Below are 18,395 nucleotides of genomic sequence, written 5' to 3'. Positions count from 1 at the left end.
GGACGCAGGCCCTTGCATCATGCCTCAACACGACTCCCCGGTTCAGGTTGCGACGGAAAGCTCCTTCCAGTCCGCGGCCACGCGCATCTCCAGCACCCCGCGCTCGACCCGGAACGACAGTGCCCCCTTGACCCCGCTCGCATAGGGCAGGCCGTACACGCGAATCGTCTCCTCCGTGCGGGACAGCGGGAGCCGCCCCTCCACCCGCCGCGTCAGCTTGAAGGTACCTGCCTCCAGCTGCCCCTCCACCACCGTGATTCGCGAGTCCCCATACCCGTCCCCCACGTCCTCGTAGAGCCGCCCGTACACCTCCGTCGCCGCGTGCACGTGCCACTCCAGCTCCTCCCAGTTGGCCGTGGTGGTGTGCTTCGCCGGCCGCGTCAGCGTCACCGCGCCGCCCGCGCGCAGCCACACCGGCACCGTGTCCAGCGGCCCCTCGGCGATGACGTGCCGGCCGCCCTCCTGAATCGCCCCCGGGCGCTCCAGTCCCGGCCACTCCAGCCACTGCCCTTGCGGCAGGTACGCCAGCCGCTTCGAGTGTCCGGGCCGCACCACCGGTGCCACCAGCAGGTCCTCTCCGAAGAGGAACTGGTCGAACGCCGCCACCGCCTCCGTGTCCCCGGGCACATGCATCACCAGCGGGCGCAGCACGGGCAGGCCCGTCGCGGACGCCTCGTGCATCAGCGTGTAGAGCGTGGGCAGCAGCCGGTAGCGCCGCTTCAGCGCGTCGCGCGCCAGGGACAGGTACGGCTCGCCGAAGCGCCACGGCTCTTGCGGCTGCGTGCCCTTGCCCGCGTGGTTGCGCATCAGCGGGTAGAAGGTGCCCGTCTGCATCCACCGCACGAGCAACTCGCCGCTGGGCATCCCGATGAAGCCGGGGATGTCCACGCCGGTGAAGGGCACGCCCGACATGCCGAGCCCCACCAGCATGGAGATGGATGTCTCCAGCTGCGTCCAGTGACTGGAGTTGTCCCCCGTCCACACCGCCGCGTAGCGCTGGATGCCCGCCGAGCCCGCGCGCGTCAGCAGGAAGGGCCGCGCCTCCGGCCGCATCTCCCGCAGCGCCTCCCAGGCCCCCTTCGCCATGCCCAGCGCGTAGACGTTGTGCACCTCCAGGTGCCGCTTGTCCCCGTGCCGCGCGTCGTAGGGCAGCGTCTTGCCCTCCACCGTGCCCACGCCCTCGGCGCGCTCGTTGGAGATGGTGAAGAGACCCACGTCCGGCTGCACCGCGAAGCAGGACGGCTCGTTCATGTCGTTCCAGAAGCCGGCCACGCCCAGCGCCACGAAGTCGCGGTGCAGGCCGCCCCACCAGCGCTGCACCTCGTCGCGCGTCAGGTCCGGGAAGACGGCGGGGCGCGGCCACACCTCGCCCACCAGCACGTCGCCCCGGTCGTAGCGCACCAGGTAATCGCGCGTCCGGGCCTCCTCGTACACGGACCACCCCGGCTCCTGCTTCAGCGCCGGGTCGATGATGGTGACCACGCGCACGCCCTCGGCCGCGGCGTCACGCACGAGCGCCGCCGGGTCCGGGAAGCGCGTCCGGTCCCACGTCCAGACCTTGTACGTGTCCATGTAGTCGATATCGAGGTACACGCAGTCGAGCGGTAGATCCCGGGCGCGGTAGCCCTGGATGACGCCCTGCACGTCCCGCGCGTTCTCATAGCCCCAGCGGCTCTGCTGCGCGCCCAGGCTCCACAGCGGCGGCAGCGGCATGCGGCCGGTGAGCGCCGTGTAGCTTCGCACCACGTCTATCGGCCGGGGGCCCGCGAAGAGGTAGCAGTCCAGCTCCGGCCCCCAGGACTCCCAGGCCAGCGTCTCGCTGTCCGCCAGCGCCACGTCCACCTCGGAGCGCCACGTCTCGTCCAGGAACAGGCCCCAGGCCACGCCGCCGCGCAGGCCCACGAAGAAGGGGATGGACTGGTAGAGCGGGTCCGTGTCCGGGTGGTGCGGCATCACATCCGTGTTCCAGAACGTGAAGTGCATGCCGCGCTTGTCCAGCGGGCCCACCTTCTCGCCGAAGCCCAGGTAGGCCTCGCCCGGGGGCGCGTGCAGCGTCAGCCAGGAGCGGTGCGTGCTCATCGGGTAGCCGGCCTTCGTCTCGCCCGCCACCCGGGTGCTGCGTGCCAGCTCGCGGCCTTCCGCGTCCTGGAAGCTCCACGTGCCGCGGTCCGTGGCCACGTCCAGCGTCACGCCCTCCGCGCGCACGCGCACGCGGCCCTCCTCGCGCGTCACCTCCAGCGGCCGGAGCGCGCCCGGGGACACCACGGCCCACGAGCGCTTGTCCGGAAGCTCCGGGTGCAGGAAGCCGACGGTGGACGCCGTCGGCGCGTGACGGAGTCGCAGCACGCCCGGAAGGGGACACGTGACTTCCAGGGTGGCGCGAGGCCCCCACAGCCGCAGGCGGGCAGGCTCGACGGCCAGGTCTTCGATGCGCATGGACCGGATACTACGGAGGGCATGCGAGCAGGCGTCACGCGAAGAATGTCAGATGCCCGGGAGATGTTCTTCGCGGACACCCGTGTGCCCTCGCGCGCGACGCGGCTTCCTGGACCCTGCCGGTGCTCCCTTCGAGGGACGCGGGCGTGGTGGAGGAAGCGTGAGGCAGCGGACTTCCCGAGCAGGCCCGTGGTGGCTCCCGCGCGCTGGATGGGCGGTGGGAGTCTCGGCGGTGCTCCTGTCAGGCGCCGGGTGTGAACGCACCAGGGATACAGGACGCAAGACGATGGCATTCGACGGACCGCGGGGCGACGCCCTGCACACGCTGAGAAGTGATGGACGCCTGCACGTGAGGGTGCACCCGCCCCAGGGAGCGCCGGGGCCTCGCGGGCTGCACCCGCTGGGGCTGGGCGGCAGGCGGGACGGGCTCCTGTATGTCCCGGAGGGCTACCGGCCAGAGCAGCCGGCCGCGCTGGTGGTGATGCTGCACGGCGCGGGAGGCAATGCCCGGCATTCGATGGGCTGGATGCAGGAGCTGTCGGAGGCGCACGGCTTCCTGCTCCTGGCGCCCGAGTCGCGGGCGCCCTCGTGGGATTTGGTGATGGGTGAGTACGGGCAGGACGTGGCGTTCCTGGAGCAGGTGCTGGAGCACGTCTTCGAGCGTTACGCGGTGGACCCGGAGCGGGTGGTGCTGGCGGGATTCTCGGACGGGGCGTCGTATGCGCTGTCGCTGGGCATCATCAACGGCGACCTGTTCCGGCACATCATCGCCTTCTCGCCGGGCTTCGCGGCGCCGAGGGACTCGCATGGCTCGCCGCGCCTGTTCGTCTCGCACGGGGACAAGGACGCGGTGCTGCCCGTGGCTCGGTGCAGCCGGCGCATCGTTCCGCAGATGGAGGCGGCGGGCCTGGACGTGCGCTACCACGAGTTCAAGGGCGGCCACGTGATTCCGCCCGAGGTGGCGCGCGAGGCCGTGGACTGGCTGTCCGCGGTCGGCGGGCCCTGAAGAGGGGCGGAGTCGCGTGGCGGAAGCCGGCTCACCCGACCCTCGACAAAGGTGCGCGGCAACACCAGGAGACGAACGAAAAGCTGGACCGAGTGCTCGCGGCGCTCAGCGCGAAGCAGGCGGACAGCTGCTAGAGTTCGCATGTCATGCGAGCTCTTCACGGTTTGTTGCTTTCGCTGCTGACCGCGTCGCTGCTGGGATGCTCCACGACTCCGAATGCTCCCTTGGCGGCGGTGGAGTGCGACGACCCCGAGGATGACCAGTGCGTCACCCTTCTGTGCCTGGGTGACGCCTGCGGCTTCTACCGCTGCGAGGACATGCCCAGCGACGTCGAGCTGGCGCGCTTCCCGGGAGCGCGACCTCCTGCGGTGGCGCCAGGCAGTGGCCCGCGGAGGAACTGGGGAGGCGCGGGGAAGCTTCCCGGTGGCGCCGTCATGGTCTTCCCCAACTGGAACGCTGCCACCGAGCGAATCATCCCCCCGTCACATCGGCTCTCGCCCGGGAGCTGGGAGAAGCACCACATCTTCCCTCAGGCCGAAGAACTGGCGCGGTGGTTCGAGGCCCAGGGAGTCAAGATCCACGACTACACCATGCCGATACCGCTTCACGTCCACCGACGGATTCACGGCAACGATGGGCGTGGGGGACCCTGGAACGAGGCCTGGCGTGAATTCAAGATGGTGCACCCGCGAGCCCCTCCAGAGCAGATCTACAAACACGCGGGGGAACTCATCTACCGCTTCCAGCTCTTGGGCGGCCCCATTCAGCCCTACTATTCCCGACCGGGGACCTGAGGACGGATGACCCGATACTTCTGGATGCGAGAGGACAGGACGGTCGCAGGGAAGTACGGTGGGGTCGTCGCCGCATGGCACAAGTTGTCGCTGCCCGGCGTGCGGTGTCACACGTGCGGCGCCACCTGGAGCGACGTGGGCCACGAGTACCCGTCTATCGACCTGTCGCAGCTGCCCGAGCGCCACGAGTTCGAGAAGGCCCGGCCCGAGCCGTTTTCCGAGTTCGCGCGCCTGCGTGAGTTGGTGCGCCCCCTGGCACCTCCGAATGCCGAGCTGCCACCCGGAACGGGCTTCGGCCCGCTGGTGGGGCGTGCGACTGGGGACTTCGGCCCCATCGTCTGGGTGGGAGGAGAGAAACTCCTGCTGCGCCGCGACGTGCTGGAGCGTCTCCAGTCGGAAGGCGTGCGGGGGTTGCTCGGCTGTCGTGCACAGCTCCGGTTTCGCAAGAAGGACGCACCGGAGCTGCTGGAACTCCAGGTCGAGCCTCGCGGCCGGCTGCACCCGGACTGCATCCCCCCGGACGTGCCTCCTCCGTGCCCGACCTGTGGCCGACATGGCTTCAGCCAGCCCGACGAGCCCATCCTCGATGCGGCCTCCCTGCCCACGGACCTGGACCTGTTCCGGGTGGGCAACTTCGCAGTGCTGATGATTGGCACTGAGCGCTTCATGGAGGCCGTCCACCGGCTGGAGCTGGACGGCATCACCTTCCACGAGCTGCCCGCGCGCTGAGTGGCGCTGGAGCGCCGCGCTCACCTCCGGTTGAGGCGCTGGGCGCGGTACGAAACAGGCTGGCGTATCCTCGGCACGTCACCTGGAAGGTGACGTGATGGAGAGCCACCCCATCCCAGCGATTCTTCCGTCGGAACAATGACGCCTGCGTGCAGGGCGCTGGCACCCGGACAACCCGACATGACGACACCCCCGCCCCAGCCACTGCCCTTTCCGGACAGCCTCTGCCACCGCTGCGCCGCGCCGCCGCGCTACGTCCAGTCGAGGACCAGCACGTTCATCATGTGCCCGCTGTTGCCCCAGAAGTACCCGCCGCAGCCCGTGCGCGCCTGCGCGCTGTTCCGCCCTGCGGAGAGCCCCTCCCGGTAGCGCACCCTTCGCTGCCTCAGTGCAGCTGCGGAAGCGTGGGCCCGTGCTCGAACCGTCGCAGGGGATTCTGCGCCTGGGCCGCCGCCTCACGCACCGTCTCGAGGTCGGCGGGGAGGAGGTTCGCGCGCTCACAGCCCTGGAGGGTCAGCGCGAGCTGCCGCTCCAATTCCTTCCGCGCCTCGGGGCGGTCCACGCCCTCCACCGCCTCCCAGAGCATCCGCAGGGTGCGCACGAGCGCCACCGCCACCTGCGGGTGCGGCGCCGCATAGAGGCGGATCTGGTCGAACGCGTGCCGCACGTACTCCGAATGGTCCAGGTCCCATGGCTGCAGCAGCGTGGAGCCGTTCTCTGCCACGAGCACCTGCGCCGGCAGCTCGGCGAGCAGCAGCGGCCGGAGGATGGACGCCAGGCGCAGCAACACCTCGATGGCGGTGGTGGGGTCGTTCACTGCCGGAGACAGTGAGCGCAACGCGATGTCCGTGAGCTGCCGCAGGCCGAAATCCACGTCTTGGTACGTCGTCCGGCGGTCGCCCACCACCACCGCCGCCTGGAGCGCGCGCGCCACCGTCTCCTCCCTCCCGGGGTGGGGCCAGATGATGGCCAGCGGGATTCCGCGCGCGAGGAAGGCGCCGACGCGAGTCTCCAGCCGCACCACGCTGCCCGGAGGCACCGCCGCGAGCACCCCAGGAATGCTCACCTGCTGCACCCACCCGTTGTCCCGCGCGCTCACCACCAGCGGCGGCCCGAGCCCGGACTCGTCCGGGACCTCCCTCGCACGGAGCTCGCGTCCCGCCCGGGCCAGCGCGTCCACGCTCCGGAGCGTCTCCTCGGTGATGGACGCGATGATTCCGCCCACGTACTGCCGCCGGGCAATCCGGTGCAGGTACATCACCAGCGCCAGGACGCTCACCAACGTGAGCAGCACCGCGACGTCGACGGTGAGGTGCGGCACCGCCGCCTTCGTGCCGAGGTCCTCCGGCAGCGCCTTGAGCGCGAGCACGCAGTAGGTGAAGACCGACGTGAGCAGGCCCACCACCACCTTGCCCATGCGCTCGCGGAAGAAGGTGTGCAGCACGCGCGGTGAGAACTGTCCGCTGGCCAGCTGCATGGACACGACGATGAGCGAGAACACCACGCCCACGGTGGTGATGGTGGCACCCGCGATGGTGCTCAGCAGCTGGATGCTCGCCTCGGGAGACAGCCGCAGGAAGCGGGGCAGCGTGTCAGGCTCCAGCGAGCGGTCCACCCGCGAGAGGGCGAGCTCCAGGAGGATGGCCCCCAGCACCATGACGCCGGGAATGAGGAGCAGGCTCTCTCCGAGCCGGTTGGCGATGGCCCGCCCACGCATGAGCAGCAACGAGAGATGGGGATGCCAGGACACGCACTGAAGGTAGGGCCGCTCGCTCGCCCTGGCAGGAGGAGCCCTCTCCGTGCCCGCCCCGTGGGCGACCAGGCAGGCCATTTGAAGCCCAGGCGTCATCGCGCGGACGGGCGCCACGGACACGCGAAAACCCGGAAGTCCCGCTCCGGAGATTGCCGGGCGCGACGGTGCGGGGGCAGGTACACTCCGGCCGCCTTGTCCGAGGAGAAAGATTCCATCGCGCCGCCAGACGGCGTCGACGCCACGCTGGTCGCGCCGAAGCGGCCCGACCTCCCGGAGGCGACTGGAGACTCGGAGCTGTTCGCCGGGCGCTACGCGATGCTGGGCCTGGTGGGCCGGGGCGGCATGGGCGCCGTGTACCGCGTGCGCGACACGCTGGTGGGCGACGTGGTGGCGCTGAAGGTGCTGGAGCTGGGCCCCACCCCGGCGCAGGAGTGGCTGGAGCGCTTCCGCCGCGAGGTCCGCCTCGCCCGGCGCATCTCCCACGTCCACGTGGCGCGGACCTTCGACCTGGGCGAGCACACCGGGCGCCTCTTCCTGACGATGGAGTACGTGGAGGGGGAGACCCTTCAGGCGCTGCTGGAGCGCGAGCGCGCCCTCGCGCCGGCGCGGGCCGCGCGCATCGTGCTGGCGCTCTGCGAAGGGCTGGCCGCCGCGCACGCCGCGGGCGTCGTGCACCGGGACCTCAAGCCGGCCAACGTGCTGGTGGAGACGGGAGGCCGGGTGGTGCTCACCGACTTCGGCATCGCCCGGGCGGTGGCGGGCGAGGCTGCGTCGCACACGCAGGGCCTGGTGGGCACGCCCCTCTACATGGCGCCGGAGCAGCTCGAGAGCGGCGAGGTGGACGCGCGCGCGGACCTGTATGCCGTGGGGCTGGTGCTCTACCAGTTGCTCACCGGCGAGCCGCCCTTCACCGGCGAGTCGGCCATGGCCGTGGCCTTCGCCCGGCTGCGCCAGCCCCCGCCGGACCCGCGCCTGCGCGCCACGGTGCCGGATGCGCTCGCGGCGCTCGTGCTGGCCTGCCTCGCCCGAGAGCCCTCGGAGCGGCCCGGTGGGGCGCTCGTGGTGGCGGCGGCGCTGCGGGACTGGCTCGTGTCCGTGGGAGAGCCCGCGGAGGTGACGGCCACGCCCCTTCCCGGCGCCGCCACGTCCACGGGGAGGCCGCTGCCGCCCGTGACGCCGCCGACGCGGCAGACACCGCGCACCCTGCTGCGCTCGGTGGAGCAGGCGCTGGCAGTGCTGCCGCTGCGCTTCGTGGGGCCCCGCGAGCAGGAGTCGCTGGGGGACGGCGTGACGGACTCGCTCATCGACCTGCTGTCGCGCACGCGCGGGCTGCGGGTGCAGAGCAGCGGCGCGACGGCCCGCTTCCGCCTGGAGCGGGACCCGCGGGTGGCGGGGCGCGAGCTGGGCGTGGGGCTGCTGGTGGACGGGACGCTGCAGGGCATGGGCCGCACGGTGCGCGCCACGCTGCGGCTGGTGGAGGGCGCGTCCGGCACCCAGCTCTGGAGTGGCCGGCTGGACGAGACGGACGACGACGTCTTCGCCCTCCAGGACCGGCTGGCGCAGCGGATGGCCGAGGCGCTGCGCAACGAGCTGCTCCTCCTGCCGTACCGCGACACCGTTTCCGAGGAGGCGCTGGCGCTCTACCGGCAGGTGCTGTCCCGGCAGAGCCACGTGCCCCGGGGGCCGATGGATGACCTCGTCTCCCCGCTGGAGCAGGTCCTCGCCCTGGCCCCGGACTTCCCGCCCGCGGTGGCGCTGCACGCCGTGTCTTCCCTGAGGGCCTGGTTCCTCCGCGTGTCGGACAAGGAGCGCGACTGGGAGGCCGTGGCCCGGGCCAGCCTGGAGCGCGCCCTCCGCGTGGCGCCCGAGGTGGTGGAGACGCAGCTGGCGCGCGCCATCCTGGCCACGCACGAGAGCCGGTGGCGCGACGCCGTGGTGGTGCTGCGCGGCGCGCTGGACCAGGCCCCCACCTTCGCCCCGGCGCTGGCGAGCCTCGGCAACCTCCAGTGCGAGGCGGGCCGGGCCGGCGAGGGGATGGAGCGGCTGAAGCTCGCGTATGCCCTGGACCCCGCGCTCGTCGTCGCCCTGCTGGAAGTGGCCCGCTGCAGCGCGCTGCGTGGGGACCAGGAGGGGTACCGCGCGTCCCTGGCGCGGCTGCAGACGCAGCCCCGGCTGGGGCTGGCCACGCTCACCCTGCGCATGCGCGTGGCCGCGTGGAACGGAGACCTCGACGAGGTCCGCCATTGCCGGACGCTGCTGGCGGACGAGCTGGACCCGGTGGCGAGCCATGCGGCCAGCTACTGCTCCGTCGTGCTGGGGGAGGTGGAGCCCGCCGACATGATGACCCAGATGGACGCGCTCCTGTCCCGCCGGCTGAGCCCGCGCTTCGCGTCGATGCTGTGTCAGCTCGCCACCGAGCAGCTCTGTCTGCGGGAGGCCACGGAGCCCGCGCTGCGCTACCTCCAGCGGTCGGCGGACAGCGCGCTCATCGACCTGGAGTGGATGGACCGCTGCCCGGCGCTCGCGCCGCTGCGGGCCCTGCCCGGCTTCACCGAGGCCCGGCGCAAGGTGCGCGCCCGCGTCGAGTCCATCTGGTCCGCCTGAGGCACGTGGAGCAGGGGAGCACTCGGGGCCAGGGCCTTCCGCCCGCGACGGTGGTTGCGCACCGCCGTCCCGGCCCCCACCTCTGACGCTGAGCCCAGGCACCGGAAGGAGGGCCATCATGGCCGCCAGGAAGCGCTCCCGCACCTCGACGTCTCGCACGCCGTCGCGCTCCCGCGCGGCGCCCCGGAAGCGAAGCGCCACGAAGAGCCGCTATACCGACCCCGAGCTGCGTGAGCGCATCAAGGCGCGCATCCAGCGCGGCGCCAGGGGAGGTCGGCCCGGACAGTGGAGCGCGCGCAAGGCCCAGCTCGTGGCGGCCGAGTACAAGAAGGCCGGCGGTGGTTACACCGGGGGCCGGAGCACGAAGCAGAAGTCGCTCGAGTCCTGGGGCAAGGAGGAGTGGCAGACGAAGGAGGGCGGCACCCGCGCTCGCAAGGGCCGCACCACCTCGCGCTACCTGCCGAAGAAGGCCTGGGCCCGGCTCAGCCCCAGGGAGAAGCAGGCCACCGAGCGCAAGAAGCGCGCGGGCTCGCGGAGTGGCAAGCAGTTCGTGAGGAACACCCCCGCCGCGAAGACGGCGCGCAAGAAGGCCACCCGGCGCTGACGCGGTCTCAGCGCGCGTTGAGCATCAGCGTGGCGCCATTGGCCGCCGCCAGCAGGCCACCGTCCACGGCCACGTCCTGGCCGGTGAGGAAGGACGCCTTGTCGCTGCAGAGGAAGGCGACGACGTTGCCAATCTCCTCGGGCCTGCCCACCCGGTTCACCGGGTGCAGGCCGGACGCGAAGGCGCGGCCCTGCGGATCGTCCAGCCTCCAGCCGACGGTGGCCAGCTCCGACTCCACGACGCCCGGGCTCACCGTATTCACCCGGATGCCCCGCTGCGCGTACTCCACGGCGGCACCGCGCGTGAGGGCGATGACGGCCGCCTTGCTCGCGCTGTAGATGCCGAGGCCGGGAAACGCGCCCGTGGCTCCCACCGACGCACAGTTGACGATGGAGCCACCTCCGCTCGCGAGCATGGCCTCCAGCTGGTACTTCATGCACCAGAAGACGCCGCGCAGGTTGACGTCCAGGGTGGTGTCGTACTCTTCATTGGTCGTCTCGTGCAGCGGCTTCATGGCGCCGGTGCCCGCGTTGTTGAACGCGCCGTCCAGCCGCCCGTAGGTGGCGACGGCGGCCCGCACCAGGTTGCGCACGTCACTCTCCACGCGGACGTCCGCGCTCACCCACGTCGCCTCGCCGCCCTTGTCCTTGATGAGGGAAACGAGCTTCTGCCCCTGCTCCGTGCGCCGCGCACTCGCGACCACCTTGGCGCCCTCGGCGGCGAGCGTGACTGCCGTCCCGAAGCCGATGCCCGAGCTCGCGCCCGTCACGATGACCACCTTGCCCGTCAGCATTCCCATGTGCCTGTTCCTCTGCGATGTGATTGCGGATGCGGCGCCGCGCGTGCGCGGGAGCTACAACGGAGTTGCACCAGCGCTTGCCGCCGCCGCGTGTGGATGCGCTATGCCTGCCCCTGTAACGGAGCCCGCCGGAAAGATTCCCGGCGCCGCGTTTCTTCCAGGGAGCCCCACATGAAGGTCGTCCTCGCCCGGGTGTCATGGGTCCTGCTCGCCGTGCTCGCCGCGTGTGGAGGCGCATCGCCTCCGGAGGTCCTCGGTGAGCAGGAGGGCGCGGTGCTGGTCAATCCCCAGACGCTGGCGTGCTCCACGCTGCAGGTGGTGCGCGGAAGCATCGGCTCGGGGCAGGGCGTGCAGGGGCTGGCGACGCAGACGCTCACGGGGACGCAGGACCGGTGGGCGGAGTACGTGGAGTTCGCGCCCAACTCCTCCGCCACGTGCAGCTACCCGCTGCCCGCGGGTGTGACGGCCGCGACGGTGCAGGCCGCCGAAATCGGGGTGAACTACCGCGGGCCCCTCAAGGCGGAGATGCGCTGGGTGTTCGAGGCCTGGGACTACGCGGCGGGCGGCTGGGTGGTGGTGGGGGACAACACCTTTGCCCTCTCCTGGAAGTGGACGGCGACGTCGCTGGCGCTGCCCGCGCCGGTGGGGCGCTTCCTGAGCGGCGGCCCCGTGAAGCTGCGCTACCGCACCGAGTCCTCCGCCGACGCGTCGCTGCTCGACCTGTGGGTGGTGCGCGTGCAGCTCGCGAGCGCGGATGCCGGCACGCCGCAGGACGCGGGGACTCCCGCCGACGCGGGCACCTCCGTGGATGCCGGCACATCCGTGGATGCCGGCACGCCGCAGGACGCGGGCACGCCCGTGCCGTGGGAGGGCGTCAGCAGCTTCACGTACCAATTGACGAACTACGCCAATGACAGGCTGGACCAGCTTGCCGGCTCGAAGTTCGACCTGGCCATCATCGAGCTGTCGCGCGACGGGCACAGCGACTACTTCCGCGCGGACGAAATCGCGGCGCTCAAGGCCACGGGCAAGCAGGTGCTCGCGTACTTCGAGATTGGCGCGATTGAGGAGTACCGCCCCGAGTGGTCCCAGGTGCCCGCCGACCTGAAGCTCGGGCCCGTGGACGGGTGGCCGGACGAGCAGTACGTGAAGTACTGGGACGAGCGCTGGTGGCCCGTCGTCCAGGGGCGCATCGACCGCGCGCTCGCCGCGGGCTTCACCGGCTGCTACCTCGACATGGTGGTGACGTACGAGGAGATTCCCGCCAACTCCGCGGGCACCAACCGCGCCGACCTCGCGCGGAAGATGGTGGCCCTCATCGCCCGCATCAACACGTACGCGAAGGCCCTCAACCCGAACTTCAAGGTCATGCCCCAGAACTCACCCGAGCTCATCGACTACGCGGGCTACCTCGCGGCCATCGACGGGCTGGGCATGGAGGACATGTACTGGTCCGACGACGTGGCGTGCAGCCAGTCCTGGTGCGCGGAGAACCGCACCAACGCCGCGCGCGTGCGCGCCGCTGGCAAGCTCGTGCTCTCCACCGACTACGCGGTGCAGGCCGCGCACGTGGCGGATGCCTATACGCGCTCCCGCGCCGCGGGCTTCGTGCCCTACGTCAGCGTGCGGGCGCTGGACCGCATGACGGTGAACGCGGGGTGGGACCCCCAGTAACGGCGGCTCCGGCGCCCGACCCGGCGCATCCTTGAAAAGCGGCTTTGGCTGGTAAATAGAGCTTATCAGCTAAAATCCTGTTTTGACCGCCCGGGAGCGGAAGCCCCGGGCGCTCGACAGCGTCGCTCGAACAAGGAGTCCCGGATGACCCGACGTCTCGCTCTCGCCTTCACCGTGCTCGCGGCTGGCTGCGTGCCGGAGGAGGACCCTCCTGGAGGTCCATCCGCCGCGCCCCTCGCAGAGGCGCGGCAGGCCGTCGAGCCGCTCGACACGCCCTCCGAGGAGAACGCCATCCGCTTCCTGGAGCAGGCCACCTTCGGCCCGCGCCTGGCGCTGGGGGCGAGCCCGGCGCCCATCGACTCCGTGGAGCACGTGGTCGACGTCGGAATCTCCGTGGCCATCACCGAGCAGTTCAGCGCCCCGCGCTCGCTGCTCGACGGCACGAGCGCGAGCCAGGACCTGGGCTCGCAGTTCTTCGTCAACGCAGTCACGGGGCAGGACCAGCTCCGGCTGCGGGTGGCCTTCGCGCTGAGCCAGGTGATGGTCGCCTCGCAGACAGGCATCCCCGACTTGATGGCCACGCCCGAGTCGGAGCCGAAGCTGGCGATGGCGGGCTACCTCAACCTGCTCTCCGCGCGCTCCTTCGGCACCTTCCGCCAGCTGCTGGACGCCGTCACGAAGGACCCCGCCATGGGGACCTTCCTCGACATGGCGAACAACAAGGCCTTCAAGACGAACGGCCAGCCGATTGAGCCGAACGAGAACTACGCGCGGGAGATGCTCCAGCTCTTCTCGCTCGGCCTGCACAAGCTGAACGAGGACGGCACGGTGGTGGTGGACAACGCCACGGGCGCACCGGTGCCCGCGTACACGGAGGCCCAGGTCCAGGCCTTCGCCCACGCGCTCTCCGGCTGGACGTACGGCGGCGCCCCGTGCCCCACCGTCGGCCGCTCCAACCCGGCCAGCTACGCGCAGCCCATGATTGGCTGCGACGTGAATCATGACTCCACGTCGAAGGTGCTCCTGCGCGGCGTCGCGACGACGGCTGGGGGCACGGCCGTCAAGCACCTCAAGGAGGCGCTCGACAACGTCGTCGACGACCCCAACGTCCCGCCCTTCATCTCCAAGCAGCTCATCCAGCACCTCGTCACCAGCAACCCCAGCCCGGCGTACGTGCAGCGGGTGGTGAACGTCTTCAAGAACAATGGCAGCGGCGTGCGCGGAGACTTGGGCGCGGTGGTGCGCGCCATCCTGGAGGACGACGAGGCGCGCGGCCCGCAGCCGCCGCTGGCGCAGTATGCGACCTTCGGCCACCTGCGCCCGCCCGCGCTGTTCATCACCACCCTGGTGCGGTGGCTGAACGTGCAGCTCGACACGACGGGCGGCAAGGACCCGGGCGCGAAGCTCAACAACTGGAGCCGCTCGCTGGGCCAGTACGTGCCCCGCCCGCCGTCCGTCTTCAGCTACTACCCGCCGAACGCGCCAGCGCCCGGTGGCAACGGCCTGCTCGGCCCCGAGTTCGCCATCCTCGACACGGCCACCGTCGCGGCGCGCGCCAACTTCGTCCATGAGCTGTTGTACGCGTCGGCGCCGGCCACCGCGGGCGTCCTCATCGACCTGGGCGCGCTGCCCACGGACCCGAATGACCAGGTGCTCTGGCTGAACCGCTACCTGCTGCACGACACGATGTCGTCGGACCTCCAGCTCACCCTCTACAACGCCGTCACCGACCCGCGCGCGGGCGACCTGACGCGCAGGAAGAAGCTGGCCCTCTTTCTCACGTCCCTCTCCCCCGAGTTCCAGATTCAGCGGTGAGCCCCATGACCTTCTCACGACGAAAGTTCCTCCAAGGCGCTTCCAGCACCCTGGGCGCCCTCGCCGCGGCGGCCACGCTCCCGAAGTGGCTGGGCAGCGCCGAGGCCGCCACGCTGGGCGGCTACGCGGGCTACCGCGCGACGGTGTGCGTCTTCCTGCTGGGCGGCAATGACGGCAACAACGTCATCGTCCCGCTGGCGGCGGGCCCCTACGCGCAGTACCTCGCGGCGCGGCCGAACCTGGGCATCGACCAGGCCTCGCTGCGGCCCATCAACCCGGTGGGGCAGGCCGCGGGCTCGCACGGGCTGCACCCCGCGCTGGAGAAGCTCCAGGCGCTCTTCGAGCAGGAGCGCGCCGCCGTGGTGTGCAACGTGGGGCCGCTCGTGCTGCCGATGCGCAAGGCGGACTACACCTCGGAAACGGTGGAGCGGCCGGACAACCTCTTCTCGCACAGCGACCAGCAGGACGCCTGGGCGAGCGCCATCGCGAACCCCTCTACCATCTCCCTGCCGCTGTCGCTCATCGGCAAGGCCACGGGGTGGGGCGGCCGGACGGCGGACAAGATTGCCGGCGTCAACCCGGGGGACTACCCCGAAGTCACTTCGTTCGGAGGCAAGGCGCTCTTCGCGGCGGGCGCGGTGCGCCAGCCGATGATGGTGTCCTCCAGCGGCACGCTCGCATTCCGGCAGACGGGTGACGCCAACTTCAACGCGCTCCAGAACGACGCGCTCGCCCAGGTGGTGGGCTTCGACAACGGCGTCACCCTGGAGGCGTCCTACGGCGGCGTCTTCACCACGGCGCAGACCTTCGCCACCTCGCGCACCGCCGCGAGGGACGCGGCCTGGGCCTCGCTCCCGCAGGCGACGCGCGACGCGATTGACGCGCTGTTCGTCCCTCCGGCGGGCAGCGCGGGCTGGTCGCTGCACACGCAGCTCTACCAGACGGTGAGGGACCTCGTCGCCGGGGCCATGCCCACGGCGGGCGGAGGGCTCGGCGTGCGGCGGCAGGTGTTCTCGGTGGGGCTCGGCGGCTTCGACACCCACGTGGGCCAGGGGCCGACGCAGGACGGGCTGCTCGCGCAGCTGGACTTCTCGCTCAACGCCTTCCACCAGGCCATGACGCTGCTCAAGACGGAGGGCGCCTTCGGGGCCAGCCCGCCGCAGGCCACGCTCTTCACCATGAGCGACTTCGGCCGGACGCTGCTGGAGAACTCCGACAGGGGGAGCGACCACGGGTGGGGCAGTCACGCCATCGTGCTGGGCGACCGCGTCCAGGGGCGCCGGCTCTACGGCACCTTCCCGAACCTGGACCTGTCGGGCGGCGCGGTGAACAACCTCGACACCGTCGACTCGAAGGGGCGCTGGATTCCGTCACTGACGGTGGACCAGTACGCGTACAGCCTCGCTTCCTGGCTGGGGCTCTCCACGGTCGCGGAGCGCGACTACGTCTTCCCCAACCTCGCGGGCTACGTCGCCGACGCCATCGCCCGGGGGTTCCCCGCGGCGTCGCGCGCGTACAGGGTCGGCTTCCTGCTCCCGGACGCATAGGCAGGCAGGCGAGTGCGTCAACTTGACGCACTCGCCCCGTGACGGCCCGGGGGGTATGAAGGGTGGCGTGTCCAGCGTGCCTACCGACGCCCGGGCCGCCCTGCACGGCGCCCCGGTGCTGACGCAGGAGCCGCCACGCCATGCCTTCCGCCGCACCGCGCGGGACATGGTGGCGCGGCTGTCGTCCAGCGCCATCGCGCTGGGGTGGCTGGTGCGGCTGCGCTGGCACGCGGCCGCCGGGCAGGCGCTCACCGTGGCCGTCGTCACCCGGGGCTTCGGGCTGGAGTTGCCGGTGGTGCCGCTGCTCGCCCTGGTGGCGACGACGGCGGTGTCCAACCTCCTGCTCGCCCTGTGGCTGCGCCGCGCTCCCGCGGTGCGGCCGGCGCTGCTGGGCGGAGTGCTGGCGTTCGACCTGCTCCTGCTGACGGGGCTGCTGGCCCTCTCGGGTGGGCCGGCCAACCCGTTCAGCATGCTGTACCTCGTGCACGTGACGCTGGCCGCGCTGGTGCTGGGCCCGCGCTGGACGGTGCTCATCGCCGGGGTGGCCGTGCTGGGCCAGGCCAGCCTCTTCGCCTTCCATGTCCCGCTGCCGGAAGTGACGGGAGAAGGGGATTGGGGCTCGCTCCACCAGCTGGGCATGTGGGTGGCGTTCGTCCTCACGGCGCTGGTCATCGTCTTCGTGGTGGCGCGGGTGGCGGCGGCGCTGAAGGACCGGCAGGAGGCGGTGGTCCGGGCCCAGCAGTTCGCGGCCCGCGCGGAGAAGCTCGCGTCCCTGAGCACCCTTGCCGCGGGCGCGGCGCACGAGCTGGGCACGCCGCTGGGCACCATCGCCATCGCCGCCAACGAGCTGGAGTCCCTCATCCTGGAGGAGCCGAACGAGGCGCTGGAGGATGCGCGCCTCATTCGCGACGAGGTGGAGCGCTGCCGGGACATCCTGGAGCGCATGAGCGCGCGGGCGGGCCGCTCGCTCGGCGAGGTGCCCGAGCGCACCACGACGGGCGCGGTGCTCGCGAGGCTGCGGGAGCAGCTGGGCGCGGCGGAGCTGGCGCGCCTCCACTTCGACGCGGGCGCGGACCTGCCGCTGTGGTGCCCCGTGCGCGGGCTGGTGCAGGTGCTGGCGAACCTCGTGCGCAACGGGCTCCAGGCGAGCGACGCCACCCAGGCCTTCGTCACCGTGTCGGCGCGGGGGGACGCGGAGCGCCTGTTCTTCACGGTGGAGGACCGGGGCGTCGGCGTTCCCCGAGCGCTGCTGCCGCGCCTGGGCGAGCCCTTCTTCACGACGAAGCCGGCGGGGCAGGGCATGGGACTGGGGCTCTTCCTGAGCCAGACGTACGCGGAGCTGTGCGGAGGCCGGCTGGAGCTGGCCTCCGAGGAGGGGCGGGGGACGCGCGTGACGTTGGAGCTGCCCTGCCGGACGGAGGTCGTCCATGGGGCAGGGTGAGGCGGCGCCCACGGTGCTCGTCGTCGACGATGACGAGCCCTACCGCGAGCGACTGGTGCGCGCCTTCGGCCGGCATGGCTTCGCGGCGCACGGCGCGGCCAGCGCGAGCGAGGCGCTCGACCGGGCGCGCGAGCTGCGCCCCGGGTATGCCGTCATCGACCTGCGCCTGCCGGACGGCTCCGGGCTGGAGCTGGTGCGCGAGATGCGGGCGCTGGACGCGCGTGCCACGCTCGTGGTGCTCACGGGCTACGGGAGCATCGCCACGGCGGTGGAGGCCGTGCGGCGCGGTGCCACGCACTACCTCACCAAGCCGGCGGACGTGGACGACATCCTGCTGGCCTTCGCCGGGGCCACGCTGCCCGAGGGCGCAGCGGCGGCGAGGGAGCACCAGGTGCCCTCACTGGCGCGCGCGGAATGGGAGCACATCCAGCGCGTGCTCGCGGACTGCGGAGGCAACATCTCCCAGGCCGCGCGCCTGCTGCGAATCCAACGCCGCAGCCTGCAGCGGAAGCTGGCGAAGCACCCCGTTCCGAAGTGAGGCCGCAACTCCAAAAGGATCCGCGAGGAGGTGTCTGGCGAGCATTGGAGCAAGCGGACATGGAGCGGGCTCGGCTGACAACGTAACCCGTGGATTGTGATTGTTCCTGGCCACATCCCCTTGCGCCGCCCAAGCGGCGGGATAGAGCATGGCGTCATGGAGTCATTGGAAGGCGTGGACGGACGCGACGAGGGAGCAGAAGGCTCAGCGGGTCGCCCAATGGCTGGCAGACGAACTCGCCCGACGGGGCCGGGTACTGACGCATGCCCGCCTTGAGCCGTACGAGAAGACTGGTGGCTACGTCCTCGGCTTCATCGTTGTAATCGACGCTGCTTCGTGGGCTGAGCTGGTGGTCGAGCTTCTTGCAACAGCGCAGAAGCTTGGAAGCGGATGGTCCCTGTCCGGGTCCCATCCACGAGGAGGTCAATGCAACCACGACCTCCGTCTCTGTTCCTGGCATCAAGATGCTTTCGTGCTCGCTTCGGAGGTGACCGTTCGGGCGGCTCGCGCCGGAGTTATTCGAGCCTCAGTGCAGGTTGTCGAACAGCTGTATCTGTTGCACGAGCCCCATCTTCCGTGAGCCGGACGGTCGCCTCATGCTGACGGCGTGAATGGGACTCTCTCAGCGCGGCGACGACTGCTTTTCGGCCGGTGC

At 71.2% G+C, this 18,395-nt stretch carries 14 protein-coding genes; 11 read left to right on the top strand and 3 right to left on the bottom strand.

What is annotated here, in order from left to right:
• Positions 1 to 42 precede the first annotated feature (42 nt).
• On the bottom strand, positions 43 to 2,436 hold the full coding sequence (locus ACX9TP_RS34180; protein ID WP_482974837.1) for a glycoside hydrolase family 31 protein: 2,394 nt from the start codon (positions 2,434 to 2,436) through the stop codon (positions 43 to 45).
• A gap of 286 nt (positions 2,437 to 2,722) precedes the next feature.
• On the opposite strand from ACX9TP_RS34180, the gene ACX9TP_RS34175 reads away from it, so the two are divergent.
• From ACX9TP_RS34175 to ACX9TP_RS34160, 4 genes are all read left to right on the top strand, one after another.
• The gene (locus ACX9TP_RS34175) at positions 2,723 to 3,442 is read left to right on the top strand and encodes an alpha/beta hydrolase (protein WP_482974836.1); all 720 of its coding nucleotides are present in this window, start codon (positions 2,723 to 2,725) and stop codon (positions 3,440 to 3,442) included.
• Positions 3,443 to 3,588: 146 nt separating this feature from the next.
• Positions 3,589 to 4,236 (top strand): SitA6 family polymorphic toxin lipoprotein, encoded by a 648-nt coding sequence (sitA6, locus tag ACX9TP_RS34170; RefSeq protein ID WP_482974835.1) that lies wholly within the window; start codon positions 3,589 to 3,591, stop codon positions 4,234 to 4,236.
• Positions 4,237 to 4,242: 6 nt separating this feature from the next.
• Positions 4,243 to 4,965 carry a SitI6 family double-CXXCG motif immunity protein gene (gene sitI6, locus ACX9TP_RS34165; RefSeq protein ID WP_482974834.1) on the top strand — a complete coding sequence of 241 codons (723 nt, stop codon included), beginning with the start codon at positions 4,243 to 4,245 and terminating at the stop codon, positions 4,963 to 4,965.
• 180 nt (positions 4,966 to 5,145) lie between these two features.
• Complete coding sequence (locus ACX9TP_RS34160; protein ID WP_482974833.1) at positions 5,146 to 5,334, top strand: hypothetical protein; 189 nt, start codon at positions 5,146 to 5,148, stop codon at positions 5,332 to 5,334.
• A 16-nt stretch (positions 5,335 to 5,350) separates the two neighbouring features.
• On the opposite strand, the gene ACX9TP_RS34155 is transcribed toward ACX9TP_RS34160, so the two are convergent.
• Positions 5,351 to 6,682 carry a DUF2254 domain-containing protein gene (locus ACX9TP_RS34155; protein WP_482974832.1) on the bottom strand — a complete coding sequence of 444 codons (1,332 nt, stop codon included), beginning with the start codon at positions 6,680 to 6,682 and terminating at the stop codon, positions 5,351 to 5,353.
• Between the two features lie 228 nt (positions 6,683 to 6,910).
• On the opposite strand from ACX9TP_RS34155, the gene ACX9TP_RS34150 reads away from it, so the two are divergent.
• Both ACX9TP_RS34150 and ACX9TP_RS34145 read left to right on the top strand, forming a co-directional pair.
• A complete protein-coding gene (locus ACX9TP_RS34150; RefSeq protein ID WP_482974831.1) occupies positions 6,911 to 9,322 on the top strand; it encodes a protein kinase domain-containing protein in 2,412 nt (803 codons plus the stop codon).
• A 118-nt stretch (positions 9,323 to 9,440) separates the two neighbouring features.
• Entirely contained in the window at positions 9,441 to 9,926 is a 486-nt protein-coding gene (locus tag ACX9TP_RS34145; RefSeq protein ID WP_482974830.1) for a DUF5872 domain-containing protein, read from the top strand.
• Positions 9,927 to 9,933: 7 nt separating this feature from the next.
• Here the strand turns inward: ACX9TP_RS34145 and ACX9TP_RS34140 are convergent, their stop codons facing one another.
• On the bottom strand, positions 9,934 to 10,725 hold the full coding sequence (locus tag ACX9TP_RS34140) for a glucose 1-dehydrogenase (RefSeq protein ID WP_482974829.1): 792 nt from the start codon (positions 10,723 to 10,725) through the stop codon (positions 9,934 to 9,936).
• A gap of 171 nt (positions 10,726 to 10,896) precedes the next feature.
• Here ACX9TP_RS34140 and ACX9TP_RS34135 point away from each other — a divergent pair, with 171 nt between their 5' ends.
• The 5 genes from ACX9TP_RS34135 to ACX9TP_RS34115 all read left to right on the top strand — a co-directional run bounded on the left by ACX9TP_RS34135 (position 10,897) and on the right by ACX9TP_RS34115 (position 17,740).
• Entirely contained in the window at positions 10,897 to 12,399 is a 1,503-nt protein-coding gene (locus tag ACX9TP_RS34135) for an endo alpha-1,4 polygalactosaminidase (protein ID WP_482974828.1), read from the top strand.
• Positions 12,400 to 12,543: 144 nt separating this feature from the next.
• A complete protein-coding gene (locus tag ACX9TP_RS34130) occupies positions 12,544 to 14,214 on the top strand; it encodes a DUF1800 domain-containing protein (protein ID WP_482974827.1) in 1,671 nt (556 codons plus the stop codon).
• A gap of 5 nt (positions 14,215 to 14,219) precedes the next feature.
• Entirely contained in the window at positions 14,220 to 15,761 is a 1,542-nt protein-coding gene (locus ACX9TP_RS34125; RefSeq protein ID WP_482974826.1) for a DUF1501 domain-containing protein, read from the top strand.
• A 67-nt stretch (positions 15,762 to 15,828) separates the two neighbouring features.
• Positions 15,829 to 17,202, top strand: coding sequence for an ATP-binding protein (locus tag ACX9TP_RS34120; RefSeq protein ID WP_482974825.1), 1,374 nt, complete (start codon positions 15,829 to 15,831; stop codon positions 17,200 to 17,202).
• Positions 17,189 to 17,740: a response regulator transcription factor gene (locus ACX9TP_RS34115; protein ID WP_482974824.1), complete on the top strand. Its 552-nt coding sequence runs from the start codon at positions 17,189 to 17,191 to the stop codon at positions 17,738 to 17,740. Before ACX9TP_RS34120 ends, ACX9TP_RS34115 begins: the two co-directional genes overlap by 14 nt.
• Positions 17,741 to 18,395: the final 655 nt, after the last annotated feature.

The organism is Pyxidicoccus sp. M15, from assembly GCF_056858435.1.
Note: the sequence above shows the minus strand (reverse complement) of the source record. Positions and strands in the feature narration are given on the sequence as shown.